Source organism: Amycolatopsis nalaikhensis (genome assembly GCF_030264295.1).
Taxonomy (GTDB): Bacteria; Actinomycetota; Actinomycetes; order Mycobacteriales; family Pseudonocardiaceae; genus Amycolatopsis; species Amycolatopsis nalaikhensis.
Map to the genome: position 1 here is coordinate 3,655,083 of NZ_CP127173.1, position 22,920 is coordinate 3,678,002.

At 70.4% G+C, this 22,920-nt stretch carries 14 protein-coding genes and 4 pseudogenes; 7 read left to right on the top strand and 11 right to left on the bottom strand.

The window, feature by feature from the left end; all coding sequences use genetic code 11:
- Nucleotides 1-94: 94 nt before the first annotated feature.
- The 4 genes from QP939_RS18165 to QP939_RS18180 form a co-directional block, all read right to left on the bottom strand.
- Nucleotides 95-943 (bottom strand): DUF72 domain-containing protein, encoded by an 849-nt coding sequence (locus tag QP939_RS18165; protein WP_285457970.1) that lies wholly within the window; start codon nucleotides 941-943, stop codon nucleotides 95-97.
- A 415-nt stretch (nucleotides 944-1,358) separates the two neighbouring features.
- Nucleotides 1,359-2,120 (bottom strand): DUF4253 domain-containing protein, encoded by a 762-nt coding sequence (locus QP939_RS18170; RefSeq protein WP_285457971.1) that lies wholly within the window; start codon nucleotides 2,118-2,120, stop codon nucleotides 1,359-1,361.
- Nucleotides 2,121-2,318: 198 nt separating this feature from the next.
- Nucleotides 2,319-3,881: an SMI1/KNR4 family protein gene (locus QP939_RS18175; protein WP_285457972.1), complete on the bottom strand. Its 1,563-nt coding sequence runs from the start codon at nucleotides 3,879-3,881 to the stop codon at nucleotides 2,319-2,321.
- A gap of 37 nt (nucleotides 3,882-3,918) precedes the next feature.
- A complete protein-coding gene (locus QP939_RS18180; RefSeq protein WP_285457973.1) occupies nucleotides 3,919-5,565 on the bottom strand; it encodes a DNA repair helicase XPB in 1,647 nt (548 codons plus the stop codon).
- Nucleotides 5,566-5,637: 72 nt separating this feature from the next.
- Between QP939_RS18180 and QP939_RS18185 the strand changes: the two genes are divergently transcribed.
- Entirely contained in the window at nucleotides 5,638-6,258 is a 621-nt protein-coding gene (locus QP939_RS18185) for an LppU/SCO3897 family protein (protein WP_285457974.1), read from the top strand.
- On the opposite strand, the gene QP939_RS18190 is transcribed toward QP939_RS18185, so the two are convergent.
- Nucleotides 6,255-7,640, bottom strand: a complete 1,386-nt coding sequence (locus QP939_RS18190) for an FAD-dependent monooxygenase (protein WP_285457975.1) — start codon at nucleotides 7,638-7,640, stop codon at nucleotides 6,255-6,257. The genes QP939_RS18185 and QP939_RS18190 overlap by 4 nt on opposite strands.
- 58 nt (nucleotides 7,641-7,698) lie before the next feature.
- The gene (locus tag QP939_RS18195; protein WP_285457977.1) at nucleotides 7,699-8,664 is read right to left on the bottom strand and encodes an ABC transporter substrate-binding protein; all 966 of its coding nucleotides are present in this window, start codon (nucleotides 8,662-8,664) and stop codon (nucleotides 7,699-7,701) included.
- Nucleotides 8,665-8,851: 187 nt separating this feature from the next.
- Here QP939_RS18195 and QP939_RS18200 point away from each other — a divergent pair.
- The 6 genes and pseudogenes from QP939_RS18200 (at nucleotide 8,852) to QP939_RS18230 (ending at nucleotide 17,863) form a co-directional block, all read left to right on the top strand.
- Nucleotides 8,852-11,560 (top strand): annotated as a pseudogene (locus QP939_RS18200) (sensor histidine kinase).
- Nucleotides 11,561-11,571: 11 nt separating this feature from the next.
- A complete protein-coding gene (locus QP939_RS18205) occupies nucleotides 11,572-12,249 on the top strand; it encodes a copper homeostasis protein CutC (RefSeq protein ID WP_285457978.1) in 678 nt (225 codons plus the stop codon).
- A gap of 507 nt (nucleotides 12,250-12,756) precedes the next feature.
- Nucleotides 12,757-13,896, top strand: a pseudogene (locus QP939_RS18215) (NsdA family TPR-like regulatory protein); the annotation flags it as partial.
- Between the two features lie 138 nt (nucleotides 13,897-14,034).
- The gene (locus QP939_RS18220; RefSeq protein WP_285457981.1) at nucleotides 14,035-15,684 is read left to right on the top strand and encodes a S53 family peptidase; all 1,650 of its coding nucleotides are present in this window, start codon (nucleotides 14,035-14,037) and stop codon (nucleotides 15,682-15,684) included.
- A gap of 125 nt (nucleotides 15,685-15,809) precedes the next feature.
- Nucleotides 15,810-17,397 (top strand): annotated as a pseudogene (gene mdlC, locus QP939_RS18225) (benzoylformate decarboxylase).
- Between the two features lies 1 nt (nucleotide 17,398).
- Nucleotides 17,399-17,863, top strand: coding sequence for a hypothetical protein (locus tag QP939_RS18230; protein ID WP_285457982.1), 465 nt, complete (start codon nucleotides 17,399-17,401; stop codon nucleotides 17,861-17,863).
- On the opposite strand, the gene QP939_RS18235 is transcribed toward QP939_RS18230, so the two are convergent.
- The 5 genes and pseudogenes from QP939_RS18235 to QP939_RS18255 form a co-directional block, all read right to left on the bottom strand.
- Nucleotides 17,864-18,814, bottom strand: coding sequence for an ABC transporter substrate-binding protein (locus QP939_RS18235; protein WP_285457983.1), 951 nt, complete (start codon nucleotides 18,812-18,814; stop codon nucleotides 17,864-17,866).
- Nucleotides 18,815-18,830: 16 nt separating this feature from the next.
- On the bottom strand, nucleotides 18,831-19,694 hold the full coding sequence (locus tag QP939_RS18240; RefSeq protein WP_285457984.1) for an ABC transporter ATP-binding protein: 864 nt from the start codon (nucleotides 19,692-19,694) through the stop codon (nucleotides 18,831-18,833).
- A 19-nt stretch (nucleotides 19,695-19,713) separates the two neighbouring features.
- Nucleotides 19,714-20,546 (bottom strand): annotated as a pseudogene (locus QP939_RS18245) (ABC transporter permease).
- Nucleotides 20,543-21,313: an ABC transporter permease gene (locus QP939_RS18250; protein WP_285457985.1), complete on the bottom strand. Its 771-nt coding sequence runs from the start codon at nucleotides 21,311-21,313 to the stop codon at nucleotides 20,543-20,545. The pseudogene QP939_RS18245 and the gene QP939_RS18250 overlap by 4 nt, the downstream one beginning before the upstream one ends.
- Before the next feature lies 1 nt (nucleotide 21,314).
- Nucleotides 21,315-22,322, bottom strand: coding sequence for an ABC transporter substrate-binding protein (locus QP939_RS18255; RefSeq protein WP_285457986.1), 1,008 nt, complete (start codon nucleotides 22,320-22,322; stop codon nucleotides 21,315-21,317).
- Nucleotides 22,323-22,920 lie beyond the last annotated feature (598 nt).

The window sequence follows — 22,920 nt, forward strand, 5'->3', positions numbered from 1 at the left end:
TGCGGGTTCGCGGGCGGCGGACCGTCCGCGTGCCGACCCCCAGCGACAGCACGCAGGCCGGTCCGGCCCGCGCGTCCACTCAACCCGATCGCGCTCACTGTCCACTCACTGTCCGGTCCAGCCCGAGCAGGTCAGCCAGGCATTCGGCGTTGCGAGGGGCCTCGACCTTCACGTCGTTGTCGAAGTAGACGTGGACGTCGCGCCGTCCCTCGTCGTGCCAGGTTCGGATCTTGGCCGCCCAAGTGCGTAGTGCCTCGTCGGAGTAGCCGCTCACGTACAGCTCCTCGTCGCCGTGGAGGCGGACGTAGGTGAAGTCCGCGGTCTGGTCCTCCAGGAAGGGCCACTTTCCTGCCGTGTCGGCTACCACCAGGGCGATTCCGTGTTCGGTCAGCAGCTTCGTCGCCGCTGGTCGGGCGAAGCTCGGATGCCGCACCTCCAGTGCGTGTTTGAGGGCCCTGCGTGGTCCCGGGTCGAGGTGCGGGGTTCCTTTCAGCTTGTCGTCGTGCTTCTTGGCCAGCTCGGCCGCTTCCGTCGTCGTTCGCGGGAGGAGAGCGAAGAAGTTCGTCAGGCGGTCCGGGTCGAAGGCCAGCCTCGGGGGCAGCTGCCAGAGGAACGGGCCCAGCTTCGCTCCCAGGGCCAGGACTCCCGAGGCGTAGAAGTTCGCCAACGCCGTTTCGACGTCGCGTAGCTGCTTCATGTGCGTGATGAAGCGGCCGCCCTTCACCGCGAACAGGAAGTCCGCCGGGGTCTCGGCGAACCATGCCCGGAAGCGCTCCGGGCGCTGCAGTGAGTAGAACGAGCCGTTGATCTCCACCGCGTTCATCCGGCGGGAGAGGTACTCCAGCTCCTGGCGCTGGGGCAGGCCGCTCGGGTAGAACACTCCGCGCCATGGTGGGTAGCGCCACCCTGACGTTCCGATTCGGATCTCGGCTATTCGCCTCACCGCCTTTCCGCGGTGGGTGATTCCCGGTCGTCTCCTGGTCCAAACTTGGGCTCTTCGGGACCGCTGGGCCGGTCTTTGGGACAGCTGGCCTGATCTTGGGGTTGGGCGTCTCATCGGGCCCTTGTGGTGGTGTCTGCTCACCTTGCTTTCCTTTGTCCTCTGTCCCCGCCAGAACTGTCCTCGCCGGACGGGCAGGCTCTGGGATGGCCGGGGGCTCGTAGGTCTCTTGCCTTCTCGTGGGGTCGCTGGGTGGTCATCCCGTCGCCTGATCGAGGCCTATCACTTTGAGCCAGGCCCGCAAGGTTGCGTAGCTAGCTTGCGTTTCTCTGTGTGTTGCGGGCCTGGCTCAAAGTGATTTTTTCGGCCTCAGGCGACGGGATGACCACCCAGCTTCTTTCTGGGCTGTCGCCCTCCTTCACGCCCAGGAGAACCTCCACACCCGTGATTGCACCAAGCCTGAGGCGTACTCCCGCAGGTTTCCCGGCTGGCCTGCGAACGTCGGCAGGCTGAACGCCCGGTGCTCCGCCGCCACCGTCAATGCCCTTGCCTGGTTCCTCGGGGGCGCCGCCACCGACAGCTCCAGTGAATCGAAGCCCAGCACCACCAGCGTTGCCCCGAAGCGGTCCTCCCAGCTCCTCAGCACCGCCGACAGCTCGGCCACCTGGTCCGTGCACTTGATCATCCCCGTCCAGCCCAGCAACGCCGGGATGTCCGCCGGGCGCTCCGTCTGGACCAAGCCCAGCCTGTGCGGGGACCGGTTCGCCAGGATCGAGCCCGTGTTGCCCGCCTCCGCCAGCGGGTCCGACTTGCGCGGGCTCCTCTTCGCCAGCCCCGGGAACCTCGCGCCGAACGGGCGGAGGCACGCGCCGTCGCAGCACGATCCGTCCCACCAGCGGGACAACGCCCCCGCCGCGTCCGCGCTCGCCACCCGGTGGCCGGCCGGGGCCAGCCTGCCCCGGTCGTCGATCCAGTCCTCGCCGTTCGCCGCGAACCGCTGGTCGTGGGGGATCAGCACCGGCCACAAGCCGGACCGGTCGAACTCGGCCACGCACCCCAGATAACGCTCGGGCCGCGTCAGCGGCAGGTCGGACACCCACAGCCTGCCGTGCCACGACCCCGGTGGCAGGGTCTGGACCGGCGGCGCGGGCGTACCGGGGCGGAGCGGTGCGATCGTCATGGACGTCCCCTCGAACTTGTGTTCGGCTGCTGCACGTCGAACAGTAGTTCGAGGGTCCGACAATTTCCAGTGATCTGGCCGCTCATCCGTTCGAGTGAATCCGCGAATCCGCAGGTCAGAGGCAGGTTCGAGACGCCTGGGGTGGAAGTTGCTCCTGTGACGATTCCGCTGGGCCGAACGAAGGATGACCGCCCGCGTTCAGGGCAGCACGCCGCGGATTTCGGTCACCTCGCCCTCCGGGACGCCGAACGCGGCCCGCAGCTCACTCATCTCCCGCAACGTCGTCCTGCCCGAGACGAACAACGCCGCGAGCCTTGGCAACGGATTGCCCGACGTGAGCAGGGCGGGAACCTGGCTCCGATCCAGCTTCAGCACCCGCAGGCCCGGCAGCTCGCAGACCGGCCCCCAGTCCGGCACCGCCGACCTTTCGAGGCTCAGCCGGGTCAGGCGCGGCAGCGTGCGCAACACCGTGAGGTCGAGCGGGGTGCCGACGTCCGTCAGCGCGAGGTCCCACAGCGCCGGGTGCCCGGCGATCGGGGCGAGGTCGACCCGGTGCGCGCCGATCCGCAGCGACTCCAGCACGCCGAGCCCGCCGATCGCCGGGTGCACCGTGCCGGCTCGGTTGACGCTCAGCGCGCGCACCGACTCCAAGGGCTCGAACGCCGCCAGGTCGACGTCGCCCGCGTCGTTGAGGTGGACCTCCTGGACCAGCTCGCGCCCGGGCAGGCCGGCCACCTCGGCCGGGTGCGAGAGCACCTCGGAGTACGACCGCACCGGGTCTTCGCGGAGCCCGGTTTCCGGGATCAGGTACTCCTCGCCCGGCTCCTCCTCGTACTTCCCCGCTCGCAGCGCCTCGACGACCTCGGTGAGCATCGCCGTGACCGACGCCGACACGTACCGCACGGGACCGTGGATGTCGCGGCCGTACTCGAGGACCTGGCCCGGCCGCCCGCGCTCGGCGGGGTCGAGGTCCGCCGCCAGGTAGTCGCCCGAACGGTCGCTGCCGAACGTGACCCACCAGTCGTTGCGGGACAAGCGTTTCACGTGGCCGAACGGCGGTGTCTCGAACACCACGCCCGTGTCGTCCGGCTCGTCTTCCCAGCCGTGCGAACCGGGCTCGCCGTCGAGGTAGCGCTCGACCAGCTCGCCAAGGGGGTCGTGGGAGTACGGGCCGAGCAGGCCGCTCTCCCGCGGGTCGCCGTCGGCCACCAGGTACAGCGCGCGCAGGTCCTCCGGCAGCCGCACGCCGATCCGGGCCTCGGCCGCCGCCAGGTCCGCCTCCGTCCGGCCCGGCGGCCACGGTGGCGGATCGCCTTTGACGGCGGTGTACACGTCGGCGAACTCGGTGGTCAGGCGGGTGACTTCGGCGCGAACGGCCGGGTCGGTCGGTGCTCCGCTCGGCTCGGCGGCCGCGGGGCGGGGCAGGCCGGGTCGCGGATGCCCCGGGTAGCGGAACTCCGGGTCGAACACGAGCCGCCCGGGGGACACCGAGGCGACGTCCGGCCGTGCCGTGAACACGTAGCCCTCGGCGTCCAGGCGCACCTCCAGCGCCGATGGCGGATGCTCCCGCAGGAGCATCGCGATCGGCACGTAGTCCACGGACAGGTGCTCCCGCGCGTCGCTCCACGCGCGGCACGAAACCGCTCCGCCGGTGTACCGCAACTGCAGAGTGGCGCCGCTGGCGGTGGCACCGGCGCCCGCGCGCAGTGCCTCCGCCATGGCTCTCGCGATCTCGCCGAACCCGGCGTCCCCGGAGGTCATGCGGCGGACCCTGGCCGCGGGGTCCGACAAAACCCGGTCAGAGCGGCCGGAGCAGGTCGTCCGCGTCGACGATGTGGTACGCGTACCCCTGCTCCGCCAGGAACCGCTGCCGGTGCGCCGCGTACTCCGTGTCCACCGTGTCTCGCGAGACGATCGAGTAGAAGTGCGCCTGGCGCCCGTCGCCCTTCGGGCGCAGGAGCCTGCCCAGTCGCTGGGCCTCCTCCTGGCGGGAGCCGAAGGTGCCCGAGATCTGGATCGCCACCGACGCCTCGGGCAGGTCGATCGAGAAGTTCGCCACCTTCGACACCACCAGCGTGCGGATCTCGCCGCGGCGGAACTTGTCGAACAGCTCCTCGCGCTCCTTGTTGCGGGTCGCGCCCTGGATCACCGGGGCGTCGAGCTCGTCGCCCAGCATCTCCAGCTGGTCCAGGTACGCGCCGATCACCAGGGTCGGCTCGCCCGCGTGACGCTCCACAATGGACTTGATCACCGGGGTCTTGGTCTGCGCCGTCGCCGCCAGCTTGTACCGCTCGTCCGCCTCGGCCGTCGCGTACTCCAGGCGTTCCGCGTCCGTCAGCGTCACGCGGACCTCCGTGCACTCCGCCGGCGCGATCCAGCCCTGCGCCTCGATGTCGCGCCACGGCACGTCGTAGCGCTTCGGCCCGATCAGCGAAAACACGTCGCCCTCGCGGCCGTCCTCGCGCACCAGCGTCGCCGTCAGGCCCAGCCGGCGGCGGGACTGCAGGTCCGCCGTCATCCGGAACACCGGGGCGGGCAGCAGGTGGACCTCGTCGTAGACGACCAGGCCCCAGTCGCGCGAGTCGAACAGCTCCAGGTGCTTGTACTCGCCCTTGGTCTTGCGGGTGATCACCTGGTAGGTCGCGATGGTGACCGGCCGGATCTCCTTCTTCTCGCCGGAGTACTCGCCGATCTCCTCCTCGGTCAGCGACGTCCGCGCGATCAGCTCGCGCTTCCACTGCCGCCCGGCGACCGTGTTCGTCACCAGGATCAGCGTCGTCGCCTCCGCCTTGGCCATCGCCGCCGCGCCGACCATCGTCTTGCCCGCGCCGCACGGCAGCACGACGACGCCCGAGCCGCCCGCCCAGAACGCCTCCGCGGCCTGCCGCTGGTAGTCGCGCAGGTGCCAGTCCTTCTCGTCGAGGGCGATCGGGTGCGCCTCGCCGTCGACGTAGCCCGCGAGGTCCTCGGCCGGCCAGCCGACCTTCAGCAGCGCCTGCTTGAGCCGCCCGCGCTCGGACGGGTGCACGATCACCGTGTCCTCGTCGATCCGGGCGCCCAGCATCGGGCTGATCTTCTTGTTCCGGACGACCTCGGTCAGCACGGCGCGGTCGGTGGTCGACATGACCAGGCCGTGCGCCGGGTGGTTGGCGATCTGCAGCCGCCCGAACCGGCCCATCACGTCGACGACGTCGATCAGCAGCGGCTGCGGCACGGGGAAGCGCGAGTACGTCGTCAGCGCGTCGACGACCTGCTCGGCGTCGTGGCCCGCGGCACGCGCGTTCCACAACGCCAGCGGCGTGATCCGGTAGGTGTGCACGTGCTCCGGCGCCCGTTCGAGCTCGGCGAACGGCGCGATCGCGATCCGCGCGTCGTCGGCCTGGGGGTGGTCGACCTCCAGGAGCACGGTCTTGTCGGACTGGACGATCAGGGGGCCATCAGTCACAACTACTGTTATACGTGGCTCGCTCCGGTCCGCCGGTGGGACGGGGTGCCGAGGGGATCACTGGAGGGCACGTTGACCACACCACCGTTCGACGACAACCCGTTCCGGACGCCGGATTACGCGGCGCCGTCGTCGATGCCGCCCGCGCCGGGCCAGCAGCAGGCCATCCCGCACTGGTTCACCGTGAAGGTGCGGATCACGCTCTTCGCGTGCGTGGTCGCCGCGCTCGGCCTGGGCGCGCTGGCCGCGCTGGGCGTCGCGGCGATCCCCAGCACCGGCACGCCGTCGAACGGCGACTGCCTGTACCTGACGCGCGAGAGCGGCGACCGGATCGCCTACCACAGCGTCGGCTGTGGCTCGGACAAGGCGACGTACAAGGTCGAGAACGCCTACCGCGGCACCATCGCCTGCGCCTCCGGCGACTACGTGCGGTTCCAGGCCATGAGCGGCGCCGCCAGTGGCCGGACGCTCTGCCTCGCCTTGAACGTCCGCACCGGCGACTGCCTCCGCGACGTCGACGACCAGACCACGATCGCCAAGGTCAGCTGCGCCGACCCGGCGGCGAAGGAGCGGGCCGAGGTCTTCTCCGGCTATCGCGACGACGACACCTGCGAAGACGCCGACGAGGTGCTGAGCTACCCCGGACCGCCCCGGCGCACGGTGTGCCTGGCGCCGCCGGGCGAGAACATTTAGCCGAACCACCGCCCCAGCTCGGCGGGGTCGACGGCGTACCCGTCCGGCCGCACGAGCAGCAGCCTGCCGCGGTATTCGTCGTCGCTGGTGGCCGCCCGGACGTGGTCGACCTGGCCGGTGAAGCCGGGCGGCACCGGGTGGTCGCCGAGGTCGAGCAGCAGCCCGCGGCCGCCGCGCAGCAACGCCGAAAGCCGCGTCGGGCCGTCCGACGTCGTCAGGTCGAGGTCGGGGACCCGGCGCGCGCCGGGGTAGCCGAGGCCCAACCCGGACAGCAGCCCGCTGAAGTAGCTGTTCGCGTCCGGCAGCCGCATCAGGTCGACGACGATCTCCCGCAACGCCTCGACGTTCTCGCCGCGGTTCGGCGCCGTGAAGACGCGTTGCGCGGCCGTGTGCCGCAGCACGCGGGCGGCCGCCGGGTGGCGCTCGTCGTGGTAGGTGTCGAGCAGGCCCTCCGGCGCGGTGCCGCGGACGGTCGCGGCCAGCTTCCAGCCGAGGTTCATCGCGTCCTGGACACCCAGGTTGAGCCCCTGGCCGCCGAGCGGCGGGTGGATGTGCGCGGCGTCGCCCGCGAACAGCACGCGGCCGTGGCGGTACCGCTCCAGCTGTCGCGTCGCGTCGTTGAACCGCGAAGCGCCGTACACCTCGCCCAAGCGCGTCTCGGCGCCGTACAGGGCTGTCAGCGCTTCGGTCACTTCGGTGTCCGACACGGGTGCGTCGCGGCCCGGCTGCGTCGTCGTGGAGCCGAAGACGAACCGGTGGCCGCCGTCGCCGAGCGGCGTGAGCATCGACCAGTAGCCGTTCGCCTGGCGGGTGACCTGGCTGAAGTGCGCGGCGCGGGCCGGGACGAGCTCGGACGCGGCGGCCAGCCGGATGTGTGCGAGCGTGGCGACGTGGGTCTCGGTGCGGCCGGGGAACGGCACCCCGAGCAGCCGTCGGACCGTGCTGTGCGCGCCGTCGCAGGCCACCAGCCAGCGCGCCCGGCGGCCGTCGACCGTGACGCCGTCCGCGCCGACGTCGACGGTGGTGATCTCGTGGCCGCGCTCGACGACCGCGCCGTGCTTGAGCGCGTGCTCGGCCAGCATCGCCTCGACGTCGTCCTGGGTCCGGTTGATCACCCGCGGGTGGCGGGTGTGCCAGACGCTGTGGTCGAGCGCCACCGGCAGCCCGGCGAAGTGCCCGCTAGGGCCTTCGGTCTCTTGGTCGGCCGGGTCGAGGCCGCGCAGTTCGAGCAGCTCGGCCGTACGCGGCTGGAGCCCCACCGGCCTCGGCAGGCCCGGGCCTTCGCGGCGTTCGAGAACCCGCACGGATACCCCGGCCATGGCGAGTTCGGCGGCCAGCGCGAGCCCCGTGGGCCCGGCTCCGGCGATCAGGACGTCGGTCATCACGCACTCCTCAAGTAGACTGAGTGCAAAAGTAGACCAAGTGCAAGTTTGGCGGTAGCTAATAACTGTTCTGGTCGGGGAGCAGGGCCTGGACGTCGAGGCGGCTCGCCAGCAGGCCCGAGTTGTGCATCATGTCCGCGACGCGCTGCAGCCGGATGCCGTTGAGCGACGCCGGGTACGAGCCGAGCGAGATCAGGGCCGCCGTCGTCTCGTCGATGTCGGAGAACTTCGGCAGCGCGTCGCGCACGATCGCCGGGTCCGTCGCGCTCTGCTGGGCCGCGCCCAGCGCCGTGCGGAACGCCGCCAGCGTGCGCGGGTTGGCCTGCGCGAACGGCTTGGCCGACGCGTAGCCGGACAACGGGAACGCCAGCGTCGAGCCGCGGGCGCCGTCGGCCAGGATGTGCGCGCCCAGGTCCTTCTCGGCGCGGGTGATGTACGGCTCGATCATCAGCGCCGCGTCGGCGTCGCCCGCCTGCAGCGCCTGCGGCATCCCGTCGAACGCGACCTGCTTGAACTTGATCTTCGCTTCGTCGACGCCCGCCGTGCCCAGCACCGAACGCGCGGCCAGCGCGCCGACGTCGTCGAGCATGTTCACCGCGATCTCGGGCGACTTCTTCGCCGTCGGCTCGGTGTAGTCGGAGCCGGGCAGGGTGACCAGCGCCATCGTGTTGGGCCCGGCCGTGTAGGCCTCGCCCTGCAGCTGCAACGCCGTGCCGCCCGCGGCCGCGCGGAACATCGCGATGTCCGAGGCGAAGGTGACGTCGAGGTCGCCGGACGCGAGCTTGGCCAATCCGTCCTCGGCGCCGAGTTCGACGAGCTGGACGTTCAGCCCGGCGGAGCCGAACTTCCCGGCCGCGACGGCGATGCGCAGCGGGGCCGTGTCGATGGCGTTGCCCACACCGACGCGCAAGGTGGTCCGTTCCAGCGGAGGCGGGGCCGCGGCGGTGCCGGACGAGAACACGCTGCACCCGGCGGTCGCCAGCAGCGCCACCACCAGCGGAATCAACCGTCCGCGTCTGCTCATGAACCTTCACCTACCGCGAGAATCTGGTTCTCGTGCTGGATCGTATGGTCCGCGCCCCATACGATCGCGGGCAGGGCCGTATCGCGCCAGCGCGGCTTTCGGATCTCCATGGGGCGGGCTACCGTTCAGTAGGTTCGAGGTGCAGTCGGATCCGCGGGTTCCCGCCCGCGGCGGAAAAGGAAACCAGGTGACCCGTCGCGACCAGCGTCCCCGCAAGGGCGGCGACGCGGCGGACCCACGTCCGGCCGGTGGCCGCTGGCGGCTGCGGAACTGGCGCCTCGGCACGAAGCTGTTCGCCGTCCTCCTCATCCCCGCGCTCGCCGTCATCGCCCTCGTGGGGCTGCGGATCAGCTCGGACCTGCGGGACGCACAGCAGCTCGCGGAGTTCGCCACGCGCGGCCGCGTCGACAGCACGGTCGCCGAAGCCTTGCACGAACTGCAGCGCGAGCGCGACCTCACCGTGCGGTTCGTCGCGCAGAACCGCCAGAGCGACACCGCCGAGCTCGCCGGCCAGCGCAAGCGCGTCGACCAGGCCATCGGGACGTTCGAGCGGACGCTGGCCGACAGCAAGCCCCGGCTCGACGCGAAGGCCGCGGACAGCTTGCAGCAGACCGACGACCGGCTGCGCGTGCTCGGCGGCCTCCGGTTTTCCGCGGAACATTCGGCGTTCCCCGCCGACGCCGTGCTGCGCTCCTACAGCGAGCTGATCTCCGGCCTGCTCGACATCAGCGACTCGGCCGCCGCCGACGTCTCGGACCCGAGCTCGCGCGGCTGCGCCTGGCGGGCAACGCGCTGGCCCGGATCAAGGACCAGATGTCGGTCAAGCGCGCGGTGCTGGCCGAGGCCCTGGCCGCGGGCTCGCTCAACCGGGACCGCACGCGCGCGCTGCTCGGCGCGGAAGCCGAGCTGGCCGCCGCGCGCAACGACTACCGCACCTTCGCGACGCCCGACCAGCAGCGGATGTTCGACGACACGGTGATCGGCCTGGTTGTCGACATCGGCAACGACATGGTCGAGTCCGCGCTCACCCGCACCGAGAACAACCAGGACCTCTCCGGCCTCGACCCGAACCAGTGGGACGTCTCGGCGACGCACACGGTGAACCTCGCCCACCAGGTGCAGCAGGCGCTGCTGGTCCAGTTGCAGGAACGCACGGACGCGCTGGCGGCGCAGGCCCGCACGGCGGCGATCTGGGACGGCGGCATCGTGCTCGGCGTCCTGCTCGTCGCGGGCGTGCTGTCGGTGGTCATCGCGCGGTCCCTGTTGCGCCCCTTGCGGATCCTGCGCCGCACGGCCCTCGAGGTGGCCGAGCACCGGCTGCCGGCGGCCGTGCAGAACCTGCTCACCGACCCCGAACCCGCGCCGGAGAACCTGCGGAAACGACTGGCCGTCGCGCCGGTGCCGGTGTTCACCCGCGAAGAGGTCGGCCAGGTGGCGCGCGCGTTCGACGCCGTGCACGGGGAAGCCGTCCGGCTGGCCGGCGAGCAGGCGATGCTGCGCGAGAACGTCAACGCGATGTTCGTCAACCTCTCGCAGCGCAGCCAGGACCTCGTCGAGCGGCAGCTGACCGTGCTCGACCGGATGGAGGCCGACGAGCAGGACCCGGACACCCTCGCCGGGCTGTTCGAGCTTCGACCACCTCGCGACGCGGATGCGGCGCAACAGCGAGAACCTGCTGGTGCTGTCGGGCCACGACTCGGCGCGCGAGGACGCCGGCGCCGTCTCGGCCGACGAGATCATCGGTGCCGCGCTCTCGGAGGTCGAGCACTACCAGCGCATCGAGCTCGGCCCGGCGCCGCAGGTCGCGGTGCGCGGGGAGGCCGTCAACGACCTCGTGCACGTCGTTTCGGAGCTGCTGGAGAACGCGACGCGGTACTCCGGCGACGAGACGGTGACCGTCGCCAGCGCCGAAACCCACGACGGCGACTGGCAGATCGAGATCATCGACCACGGCGCCGGCATGCCGCAGGCGGAGATCGACCGCACCAACGCGCGGCTCGCGCACCCGCCGGACGTCGACGTCGAGGTCTCGCGGCGGATGGGCTTGTTCGTGGTGGCGACGCTGGCCACCCGCCACCACATCGACGTCAGCCTCGGCGCCGGGCCGGACGGCGGGCTCGTCGCGACCGTGCTGGTGCCGTCCGCGCTGATCGTCGAGCTGCCGCCGATGCCCGCGCCGCCCCCGCCCGCCGAGCCGCCCGCGGCCCCGGAACCCGAGCTGCTGGCGCCACTGGCTCCGCTCACGCCGCCGGAACCGGAGCCGGAGCCCGAAGAGCTGACGCCGCCGTCCATCGAGGCGGGCCCGCCGCGCCGGGCGCCGGTCGTGGCCCGCGACCACCCGCCGGAGTGGCCGACCGCGGACGACGACTCGCACCTCGACTTGGACGCGCCGACCGAGCGGATGCCCGCCTACCGCGACGTCCTCTCGCGCTGGTTCGACGCGTCCGCGCAGCCGGAACAGCCGCGGCGAGCCCCGGAACCCCGTCCGGTCGCCGAAGAACCGCGTCCAGCGCCCCCCGAACCGCGTCACGCACTCGCCGCGTCCCCGCCGCTCTCCCGGGAAAGCGCGGCACTTTCACGTGAAAGTGCCGTCGTGGCCGAGCCGAACCCGGATGACGAGGACACCGAACCGCGGCTCACGCCGGTCGCCCCGCCCTCCGCAATCGAGCCCGACTACCAGTGGCCGACCCCGGCCGAGCTGGAGCAGGAGGACGGCGCCGAGGACACCTGGCCGTTCCTGCAGCCGGCGGATTCCGCGGCGAGCCCGGGAGCGGTGCCGGAGCAGCGGCCGATACTCTCTCTTTCCCCGGAAGCGGTGCGCGAGCGGATGACGAGCCTTCAAGGCGGCTTCCGGCGAGGGCGGCACGCGAGGGGAGACGACACCCGGAACCAGTGAACGGATGAGGCATGAGCTCGAAGACGCCCCTGCTGGAAGTGATCGCGCTGGACGCGGCGGACGCCGAAAGCGCGCAAGCGGGCGGGGCCGACCGCCTCGAACTGGTCGCCGACATGGCGCAGGACGGCCTGACGCCGTCGCTGGAAACCCTGCGTGACGTGCTCTCGGCGACCGACCTCCCGGTCCGGGTCATGCTGCGGGACAACGGTTCCTTCGCCGTCGGCGACCTCGAAGGCCTGCGCGCGGACACCGCCCGGCTGATCGACGCGGGTGCGCGCGAGTTCGTCTTCGGCTTCCTCACCGTGGACAGCGAGATCGACCTGGACGCCTGCGAAGCGCTGATCAAGGAGATCGGCGGGCTGCCGTGGACGTTCCACCGCGCGATCGACCGCACCCGCGACCCGCTGCGGGCCTACGACCAGCTGGCGTCGCTCGGGTGTGACACCGTGCTCGCGGCCGGCCACCCGAACGGCGTCGCCAGCGGCCTTTCGGTGCTGCAGCGGCTCGCGCAGCGCGACAGCGGGCCGGAGCTGCTCGTCGGCGGCGGCCTGCGCGCGCAGCAGGTGCACCTCCTGCGCGCGGGCGGCGTGCGCGGGTTCCACGTCGGCAGCGCGGTCCGGCCCGGTGGCTGGCAGTCGGCGGTCGACGCCGAATCGGTACGCACCTGGGTGGACCTCGTCAAATCTTGATCGAACCGCGGGGTTCCTTCTCGTATCGACGGCGGAAAACGAGTTCCGTCGGCGTTTTTCCGAAGCGGTGGTGAATTCGTTCCGCGGCGGTGAAACTGCATTGTTCCCGTGCGTCGGCCGGACGGCTTGTGCGCGTGCGTTTGCACTTGCACGCCCGGAGATGACCTGGTTGGCGGCTGATTTGCCCCCGCGTGGCTGGCTACTGTGGTCCCGCATTTCGCGATCCGGCCGATCTTCAGGAATCGATCTGTAGTGCGGGAGGCGGCGCCGTGTGCGCGCGTATTCAGTTCCAGACGAACTCGCTGCGAGGGCAGCAGGATGCGAAGAGCTTGACGAACAGGTGGATTTCCGCCGCGCGGGCGCGGCTGATTCCCCGCGGGGAGCGCGCGGGCGCGTCCGGGACGGCCAGGAAGGCCGAGTCGTGACCGGCGCCGTGCCGCGTCAGCGCGGAACCACCCGACCGTCCGAAGACGAGTTCGCGAAGCTGGGGCTCGGCGGCTCGCTCGCCCTCACGGGCCTGCTGGCCGCCGTCAAGATCGCGGAAACCGCCACCGGCGTGGTGCTGACCGCCACCGGGGTGCTGCCCGGTGCCAACCCCCCGAAGGAGAAGGCACCGGCCTGGTCCGGAGGGGAATGACCCTGGGGCTGCCCGCGTCGGCGGCTCCCTTCGGACGGAGGGCTGCCATGACCGGCAACGACGGGCAGGAAGACCTCCGCGGTACCCGTGTGGGGATCGCCGACGTGCGGCGGTTGGAAGACACGGTCGCGGAGCTGAGGGCCGTGGACTACCGCTACGGCGGCGGCGCCTGCCGGGCCGCCGTGGAGACGCGGCTGCCCGCCGCCGTGGCGCTGCTGGACGGCGTGACCAAGACCGTCGTGCTGGCGCGGCTCTGCACGGCCGTCGCCGACCTGTACAACCTGGCCGGCTGGACGAACTTCGACCAGGACCGCCCGGCCGCCGCGCTGGCCGCGTTCACGCGGGCGCTGGAGTTCGCCGTGCGGGCGGGCAACGACGACCTGCAGGCCAACATCCGCTACCGCACCGGGCGGCTGCACCTGCACTACGGCGCCGTGGACGCGGCGCTGGCGGAGTTCGAGCGGGGCCGGGACGCGGCAGTGCAGGCGCGCTCGACGCTCGCGCAGGCGATCCTGTCCGCCAACCAGGCGTGGGCCCACGCCAAGAAGGCCGACGTCTCCGCCGCGCTGACCTACCTGCGCCGCGCCCGCGAAGAGTTCGCCGAGGCCGCGGGGCGCGAGCCGTCGCCGTGGGCGGAGTTCTTCGGCCCCAACGACATGGCGGCGATGATCGGGACGGTGCACGGCGAGCTGGCCCAGGTGGTCGACATCCGCCACGGCCGCGACGGCATCCCGGCGCTCGCCGAGGCGATCGCCGGCTACGGCAAGGGCATGACGCGCAGCCGGTCGCTGACCCTGATCTGGCTGGCCACGGTGCACGCGCTGGACGGCGACCTCGACGTCGCCTCGGCGGTCGGTGAGGAGGCGATCGCGCTGGCGGCCGCGTTGCGCTCGCCGAGGACGCGGCAGCGGCTGAACTCGCTGTCGGCGGCGGCCCGCCGGTATTCCGGCAATGCGGACGCCCGTGATATCGCCGACCGCGTCGACGCTCTCGGGCATTCCGGACAATAATCGAAGGGTAAACAATTCGGAAAGGAAAAAGGCCAGCCAAAAGTAGGTTCTGGCCGCGTCGGCGTTTTCTTATGCTTCTCGGCAGCCTGCGAAGCCCATTCCACGCAGGCCAGGTCCCCCGCCGAGAGGAAATTCCCCATGCGCTTGCGCAAGCTCGTCGCGGCCGTCGTGCCGTTGCCGGCGTTGCTCGGATTGGCCGTGGCCGTCCCGGCCGCCGCGGCGACGGAACCGCTGGTCACCCTCACTGACAACGTAGCGCCGTTGGTCAACAGCGCCCGCACGGGTGACGTCGCGCCCGACCGGCCGATCACCGCGGCGCTCTCCCTGAAACTGCACAACCAGCAGGCGCTGGAAAAGTTCCTCGCCGACGTCCAGAACCCGGCATCGCCGCAATACCACCGGTTTCTGACCCCGGCGCGGTTCAACGCCGAGTTCGGCCCGACCCAGGCCGACGTCGACCAGGCGGTCGCATTCCTGAAGAAGGCGGGCGCGACCGGGATCGAGGTTTCCGGCAACCGCCAGGCGATCACGTTCACCGGAACGGCGGCGCGGCTGGAATCGGCGTTCCGCACCCGGCTCGGGACGTACCACGACACCGTGTCGGGCCGCGACTTCTTCGCCAACGACGCGGCGCCATCGGTGCCCGCGGACGTGTCGGGCGTGGTGGCGGGCGTCGTCGGCCTCGACGACCACGCGGTCCGCACGCACGCACCGACGGCGGTGGCGAAGCCGAACGTGGTCAAGGCGGTGACCCCGCCGGTGCTCAAAACGGCGTACGGCACGAGCGGTCTTTCGGCGACGGGTAGCGGCGTGAAGGTGGGCTTCGTCGAGTTCGACGGCTACCAGAAGTCGAACATCACGAAGTACGACAGCACATACGGGCTGTCGGCGGGCTCGGTGACGACGGTCCCGGTGAACGGCGCGAACTACGACGCGTCCCCCGGCGACGGCCAGATCGAGGTGGAGCTGGACATCGAGGTGGTGCACGCACTGGCCGCGGCGGCGAGCGACTACGTGTACGAGGCCCCGAACAGCAGCGCGGGCGAACTGGCGATGTACCAGAAGATCGCCTCGGACCACACGGTGAACGTGGTCTCGATCTCGTGGGGAGCCTGCGAAGCCGCGGAGGGAGCAAGCGCGGCGAAGAGCGTCAGCAGCGCGATCGCGACGGGAACGGCGGAGGGTATTTCGTACTTCGCGGCGGCGGGCGACGACGGCACGACGGACTGCTACCGCCAGACGGGCTCGACGGCGAGGGGAGTCGACTTCCCGGCATCGAGCCCGAACGTGACGGGCGTGGGTGGAACCCAGCTGACGGTGACGTCGACGAACACGTACAGCAGCGAAACGGCGTGGAACGACGGGAGTTCGGGAGGAGCGACGGGCGGCGGGATCTCGACGGTCTTCACGGCGCCGTCGTGGCAGTCGACGCAGAGCACGACGTACCGCAAGGTCCCGGACGTATCGGCGGACGCGGCGAGCGGCTCGGGGTACTACATCTACACGGCGGGCGCGTGGGAGACGGTGTGGGGAACCTCGGGAGCGGCGCCGTTGTGGGCGGCCTTCGCGACGCTGCAGAACCAGATCCACGGAGCGGGACTGGGCAACATGAACCCGAAGTTGTACTCGATCGGCAACGGATCGGCGCGCACAACGGGCTTCCACGACGTGACAACAGGCAACAACAGCCTCCACGGAACAACGGGTTACAGCGCGGGAACGGGCTATGACCAGGTGACGGGCTGGGGCTCGTTCAAGGGAACAGGGCTGTCAGGCCTGATCGGTTAAGCGCACAGGCATCCCCCGCTCCTCGTCCAAGCCGGACTGATCGGTCCGCGCGGAGGAGCGGGGGATGCCAGTGGAGTAGGCCGAAAGAGGCTTTCCTTCGCAAGGCTAAGCGTTAATCTGAGGGCATGATCAAGCGCACGGTGCTGGACGCGACCCGAGAGCTTCTCCGAGAACTAGGCCTCACAACGGTGTTCGGCAACCCGGGCACGACAGAGGTCCCGTTCCTGACGGACTGGCCGGACGACTTCGAGTACGTCCTGGGCCTCCAAGAGGCAGCGGTAGTGGCCATGGCCGACGCGTACGCACAGGCGACGAGGCAAGCGGTACTGGTGAACCTGCACTCGGCAGGGGGAGTGGGCCACGGACTGGGAAGCCTCTTCAACGCGTACCGCAACCGAACGCCCCTGATCGTGGTGGCGGGACAGCAGAACCGGGCGCTCCTCCCGCACGACCCGTTCCTGGGGGCGATGGAGGCACCGGAGTTCCCCAAGCCGTACGTGAAGTGGTCGATCGAACCGGCGACGGCGGAGGACGTCCCAGCGGCCCTGGCGAGGGCGTACCACGTGGCAACGCAGGCACCATCGGGCCCGGTGTTCGTCTCGGTGCCCGCGGACGACTGGACGACGACGACCGAGCGCCCGATCATCAGCCGCCCCCGCATCCGGGGTTTCGCACCGGACCCGGAAGCCATCGCCGAACTGACCAAGGCACTCGAGAACGCGGAACGACCGGCGATAGTCGTGGGCGGAGCCGTAGACCACGACGAGGCCGTGGTCGAAACGGTCGCCCTGGCCGAACGGCTCAACGCGGGCGTCTGGGTGGCCCCGATGTCGTACCGCTGCTCGTTCCCCGAGGACCACGAGCTGTTCCAAGGCTTCCTGGACCCGGAACGCGGCGCGGTCTCGGACGCATTGGCCGCCCACGACCTGGTCGTCGTACTGGGCGCACCGGCGTTCACGTACCACGTCGACCGAGGCCGGGGAGAAGCCCCGCTGCCCCCGCTGTTCATCATCAGCGACGACGAGCAGATCCTGGCCCGCGCGTTCGAAGGAACGGGCATCCGGGCGACCCCGAAGCTCGGCATCCAGGCTCTGCTGGACGCAGTCGAGCCGAGCACGAGGGAAAAGCCGACCCCGCGGCAAACGCCACCGAAGCCGAGCAAGGACAAGCTCACGGCCGAGTACGTCTACTCGACGCTGGCGGACCTGTTGCCGGACAACGCGATCGTCGTCGAGGAGACGCCGAGCCACCGCGGAATCCTCCACGAGCACCTGCCGATCAAGCCGACGGACACGGGCTTCCTGACGATGGCGAGCGGCACGCTCGGCTACGGAGTCCCGGGCGCGGTGGGCGCGGCACTGGCCCGCCCGGAGCGCAAGGTCGTCGGCGTGGTCGGCGACGGCTCCAGCATGTACGGCATCCAGGCCCTCTGGACGGCGGCGCGCCAGGAGCTTCCCGGTGACGATCCTGATCCTGGACAACTCCGAGTACGCGGCGGTCCGCATCCTCGGCGACGCGATCGGCGGCGCGAAGCTCCCGGGCACCGAGCTGGGCGGCATCGGCTTCGCGACGCTGGCGTCGAGCATGGGCTGCCACGGGGTGACGATCACCGAGCCGTCGGCCCTGGTCCCCGGCCTCACCGCGGCACTGGCCGACCCGCGCCCGACACTGGTGCACATCAAGGTCGCCACGTCCGACAAGACGCTGTACTGACTTGTCGACAACCGAAGAACTGGAAGCGGCGGTGGCGTTGCTGGCGGGCTGCCGGGTCGTCGAGTTCAGCCGGACGCTGAACATCGCCATCGTCGGCTTCCGGGGCGAGGACGTCGAAAAGCGCCTCCACGCGCAGTGCCCGTTCCGGGTGACGCACCGCGAGCAGATCCTCTTCGGCTCGGTCGACATGCGCTACCGGGACACCGGCGACGCGGAGACGGCGTTCGACGAATACCGGACGAAGTACGACCGCCAGGCCCGTCAGCTGACCGGGATGGTGACGGAGTACGAGTGCTTCGTCGAGTCGGCGGCGCTCGGGGCCGCGGGAACGCTGTCGATCCGCCTCGACGGCCCGCTCACCGTCGAGGTGTTCCCGGCCTGCGCGGGGCGGAGCGTCGAGCAGTGGCGGCTGTTCGACTGGCACACCGACCGGCACGTCGTCTACCCGGACTCCGCCGACCGTTAACTAGCGCACCACCATCGCCGCGACGTCGACCGGTTTCGCGATGACGCCCGTCTTCAGCAGCAGGTCCGGTACCCGCTGCAGCCGCCGGGCGTCCACATCGGACTTCAACGTCAGCAACCCGGTGCGCGCCGCGGTGTCCGCGTCGATCTTCGCGTACTTCACCATCAGCGGCTCGATCTTCTTCCGGTCGGCCACCGCGTCGCGCGTGGCCGCCGACATCGCGCGCTGGAACGCCGCCACCACCGACGGGGACGCCGAGGTGAACGACCCCAGCGCCGCGTACCCCGCCGTCGGGAAGTCCACTGTGGACCCCGTGCCGGTGTCCGCCACCAGCACCGCGCCCACCTCGCGGGCGGCGTCGGTGATGAACGGCTCGGTCAGGAAACCCGCGTCGATGTCGCCGTTCTTCAACGCCGACGCCGTGTTCGGCAGCGGCAGCGGCACCCACTTGACGCCCGCCGCGTCGACGTGGTTGTCGGCCAGGACCGACTTCGTCAGCGTGTCCGCGATCGTATTGGGCGCCGAGATGCCAATGCGCTTGCCCGCGAGATCCGCCACCGACCGGATCCCCGACGCGGGCAGGGCGACCACCCCGGTGGAGCGGGGCCCGGCCGACGACGCGTCCGCGACGAGCCGGACGTCGGCGGTTCCCTTGCTGCGCGCCACGAAGAACGGCGTGTAGCTCGAATACGCGATGTCGGCTTCGCCGCTGAGCAGCTTCGTCAGCGACGCCTGCCCGGTCGCCGCCTCGGTCGTCGAGACGTCCAGGCCTTCGCGCTGGAAGTACCCGCCGTCCTTGGCCAGCCAAAACGGCGCGGTGTCGATCGTCGACATCATCGAGACCCGCAGCTTCGCCGCGGAAGGCGGTGGTGGCGAAGGAGAACCGCCCAGCGCACCGCAGCCCGTCACCAGCACCAGGGCCAGCAGTCCGGCCAGTACCGCCCTCGCCATCGTCCCCCCAATGAGCTCAGCTTCCGGTCTTGGTCTCCGTCACGTCCTTGGCCTGCTCGGCCAGCTCCCACTCCGCGGCGTCGGACGCGGCCGTCGCCGCCTCCGGGGCGGCGGTTCCGCCGTGCAGCAAGCGCGCCACTTCACCGCGCAGCGTCACGAACTCCGCCGACTCGCGCGTCGTGATCTGGTCCCGCTCCGCGGGCAGTTCGACCGGCAGGTCCGCCACGATCGACGCCGGCGACTTCGACAGCACCAGCACCCGGTCGGACAGGTAGACGCTCTCGTCGATGTCGTGGGTGACGACGAGGATCGTGCTGCCCTGCTCGCGCTGCACGCGCCGGGTCAGGTCCTCGAGCTCGAACCGCGTCTGGGCGTCGACCGAGGCGAACGGCTCGTCCATCAGCAGCAGCGCCGGCCGGCTGGCCAGCGCGCGGGCGATCGACACCCGCTGCTGCATGCCGCCGGACAGCTGCCACGGGTACTTCCCGCCGACGCCGGAGAGCCCCACCTGCTCCAGCGCTTCGGCCGCCCGCGTCCGCCGCTCCGCGCGGGAGAGCGAGCGCCACCGCAGCGGGAACTCGACGTTCTTCTGCACCGACAGCCACGGGAACAGTGAACGGCTGTAGTCCTGGAACACGACGGCGAGGTCGTCGGGCACGCCGTCGACGCGGTCGCCGTGCAGGCTGACCTGGCCTTCGGTCGGCGGGGTCAGCCCGGCGATGCAGCGCAGCAGCGTCGACTTCCCGCAGCCCGACGGGCCGACGATGCTGGCGAGCTGACCGGCCTCGACGGTGAACGACAGGTCGTTCACCGCGGTGTGCGCCTTGGCGCCGGTCCCGTACCGGTGACTGACGCCGGAAACTTCGAGCATGGTGGACATGGGAGAGGCCTTTCCAGCGTCAGTCGCGGCCGAGACGGGTCGGCTGCCAGGCCAGCACCCGCCGTTCCGCGGCCAGGAAGATCGTGTTGAAGACGTAGCCGAGGATGCCGAGCAGCACCAGCCAGGACCACATGATCGGGAAGTCGAAGTCCTGCTGGGCGTTCAGCAGCGACCTGCCGATGCCGTTGTACGCGCCGACCAGCTCGGAGACGACCATCAGCAGCAGCGAGATCGACAGGCTGACCCGCAGCCCGGCGAAGATCTTCGGCGCCGCCGCGGGCAGCACGACCATGCCGAGCCAGTACCGCTGCGGCGTGCGGAACGACCGCGCCGTCTCCACCTTCACCTGGTCGACCGAGCGGACGCCGTCGACCGCGTTGAGCAGCACCGGCCACACCGCGCCGAAGATGATCGACCCGATCTGCATGCCCAGCTCAGCCCGAACAGCACCGCGAACACCGGGATCAGCGTGGGCGGCGGGATCGAGCGGAAGAACGCGAACAGCGGGCCGACGTAGTCCATCGCCGTCCTGGACCGGCCGAGGAGCACGCCGAGGACGACGCCGACGACCGCGGCCAGCGCCCAGCCGCCGAGCGTCCGGGCGAGGCTGGGGAACACGTTGTCGAACACCGCGTCGGTGAGGAACAGGTGCGACGCGGGCCCGGTGAACCACAGCTTCGCGGCGGCGGTCGCGATTTCGGTCGGCGGCGGGAAGAACTTGCTGCCGCCCGCGCGGGCGGCGAACTCCCAGACGACGACGAGGATCGCGAAGAGCAGCCAGTTGCGGACGACGGTGGCGGCACCCCGGGCGGCCCGGCGGCCCACCCGGCCGGAAAGAGTTGCCGCGGTCACGCGATCGCCTCCCGGTCGACGCTGCTCCAGCGGAACAGCCGCTTGCCCAGCTGTTCGAGCCCCTCGTTGATCAGGTACCCCAGTACCCCGGCCACCACGGTACCGGCCAGCACCAGGTCGAACCGGATCGAACCGGTGCTCGCGACGAGGATGAAGCTGCCGAGACCGACCTGGGAGCCGGCCAGGAACTCCACGCTGACCACGGCGATCAGGGAAATGGTCGCCGACAGCCGGACGCCGGTGAAGACGAACGGCGCGGTCTGCGGCAGCGCGACCGACGAGAGGATGCGGAACCGGCTGGTCCCGCACGCGCGCGCGGTTTCCATCAGGACCGGGTCGATCTCGCCCATGCCGTAGATGGTGTTGAACATGATGGGCCACAGCGAGGCGTACACCGCGAGGGTGATCTTCGCATCGGGGCCGGACCCGATCACCAGCAGCACCAGCGGCACGAGCGCGGTGACCGGGATCGGGCGGAGGAACTCGACGATCGCGGCGGTGGCGGTGCGCAGCACGGGGACGCTGCCCAGCAGCAGCCCGGCGGGCACGCCGATGGCGATGGCGATGGCGACCGCGATCAGCCAGGCCAGCATCGTCGCGACGATGTCGCGGAGGAATTCGGGGTCGCCCAGCAGGTCCCACACGGTGACCAGGACGACGCTCGGTGGCGGGATGAACGTCTTACTGACCAGGCCGACCTGGTCGACGACCTCCCAGAGCAGGAGGAAGCCGAGCAGGCCGGCCGGGCCGCGGAGCAGTTTCGGCACGTCAGCTGGTGGCCTGCGGGGCGATCATCGGCGCCGCCTCGACCTTGCTGGTGATGACACCCATCTGCAGCATCAGGTCGGGCACCCGCTGGATGCGCCGGGCGTCCAGGACGGAGCCGTAACCGGGCAGGGTGAGCAGCTTGGCCGTGTCTTCCTCGATGTGCGCGTACTTGACCAGCAGCGGTTCGACCTTCGAGCGGTCGTTGATCGCGTCGCTGGTGGCCTTCTTCATGGCGCGCTGGAAGGCCGCGAGGGTCTTCGGGTTCGCCTGGACCCACTTCGTCGCCGCGCCGTAGCCGGTCAGCGGGAAGTCCTGGCTGGCACCGGTGTTGATGTCGATGACCGGGATCGCGCCGACCGTCTTGGCCGACTGCGAGAGCATCGGCTCCGGCATGTAGGCCGCGTCCACCTGGTTGTCCTTCAGCGCCGCGGCCATGTTCGGCAGCGGCATCAGGGTCCACTTGACCTGGCTGAAGTCGACGCCGTGGTCCTTCATGACGGACTTCGTCAGGATGTCGGACGCGGTGTTCATGGCCGTGATCGCGATGCGCTTGCCCGCGAGGTCCTTGACCGTCTTCACGTTCGAGGTCGGCACCGTGACGATCGCGTTGCTCTTCGCGTTCACCGACGTGCCGTCGGCCACGAGCTGGATGTCCGCGGTGCCCTTGCTCTTCGCCACGAAGAAGGGCGTGTACGTGGACAGCGCGATGTCGGCTTCACCGGAGATCGCCTTCGTCATCGACGCTTGACCGCTGTTGGCGATGATCTGCTCGACCTCGAGGCCTTCGGCCTTGAAGTAACCGCCGTCCAAGGCCAGCCAGAACGGCGCGAGGTCCGTGGTCGGCATGATCGAGACCTTGATCTTCGACTTCTCCAGGCCGCCCCCGTTCGACGAGGCGTTCGAGTCGTCCGAGCCGAGCGCGCTGCAGCCGGTGAGGGCGGTAGCGGCTGCGACGGTGAGGGCGAGCCCGAGCGCGGCGCGGCGAGTGCGTACCCGGCCACTGCTCATGGCGTTTCCAAGCAAGGCCTGCTCCTTGGGTGAAAAAATTGACGGTTGGTGGACCGAATCCCGGGGAAGTACGTGACTCATTCTCGGGAGAGTCTCGCGGGCCACTGTAGAGGCGGTGACAGCTCGCTCACAACGGGTGGGATCAATACCCGACAGGGTGGCGCGCATCACTCTTTTGGCCTCTGGTCTAGACCCGCTGCTCCACTCGCCGTAAGGGTTCACCCAGCGTAGGGCCCAGATCCTGAATCCGAGACGACCGGCTGTGCGTCGACTGAGCGAACGCTGTGCAACATCGAGTGCGTGCTGTCGGGAGGGTTACATCTTCCCCTGCCGTTCGCTACCCTCTGCACCTGCGGGGAGGTATCAACCTCCGATGTAGTGAGAGAGAGTGCCTGGATGGCCGATCAAGACGAGCTACTTCGGTGTACCAGGACACGCTGTGGTTTGCCTGAGAGATTCTCCCCCGCAGAGACGACTGCCTGGCCGCGCACAGCCGCCGCGCCGGTGGGATAGGCCGAAGAACAGACCGATGCGAGACCAGCGCAGGGACCTGACCGTGATGCTCGAGCTGAACCGATTCCGTCCGGCCGGACGGGGT

Bases quoted from the DNA above. Each gene is read 5' to 3' on its own strand.
- QP939_RS18170 (WP_285457971.1), bottom strand. From the start codon at position 2,120: ATGACGATCGCACCGCTCCGCCCCGGTACGCCCGCGCCGCCGGTCCAG.
- QP939_RS18175 (WP_285457972.1), bottom strand. From the start codon at position 3,881: ATGACCTCCGGGGACGCCGGGTTCGGCGAGATCGCGAGAGCCATGGCG.
- QP939_RS18190 (WP_285457975.1), bottom strand. From the start codon at position 7,640: ATGACCGACGTCCTGATCGCCGGAGCCGGGCCCACGGGGCTCGCGCTG.
- QP939_RS18195 (WP_285457977.1), bottom strand. From the start codon at position 8,664: ATGAGCAGACGCGGACGGTTGATTCCGCTGGTGGTGGCGCTGCTGGCG.
- QP939_RS18205 (WP_285457978.1), top strand. From the start codon at position 11,572: ATGAGCTCGAAGACGCCCCTGCTGGAAGTGATCGCGCTGGACGCGGCG.
- QP939_RS18220 (WP_285457981.1), top strand. From the start codon at position 14,035: ATGCGCTTGCGCAAGCTCGTCGCGGCCGTCGTGCCGTTGCCGGCGTTG.
- QP939_RS18235 (WP_285457983.1), bottom strand. From the start codon at position 18,814: ATGGCGAGGGCGGTACTGGCCGGACTGCTGGCCCTGGTGCTGGTGACG.
- QP939_RS18240 (WP_285457984.1), bottom strand. From the start codon at position 19,694: ATGTCCACCATGCTCGAAGTTTCCGGCGTCAGTCACCGGTACGGGACC.
- QP939_RS18255 (WP_285457986.1), bottom strand. From the start codon at position 22,322: ATGAGCAGTGGCCGGGTACGCACTCGCCGCGCCGCGCTCGGGCTCGCC.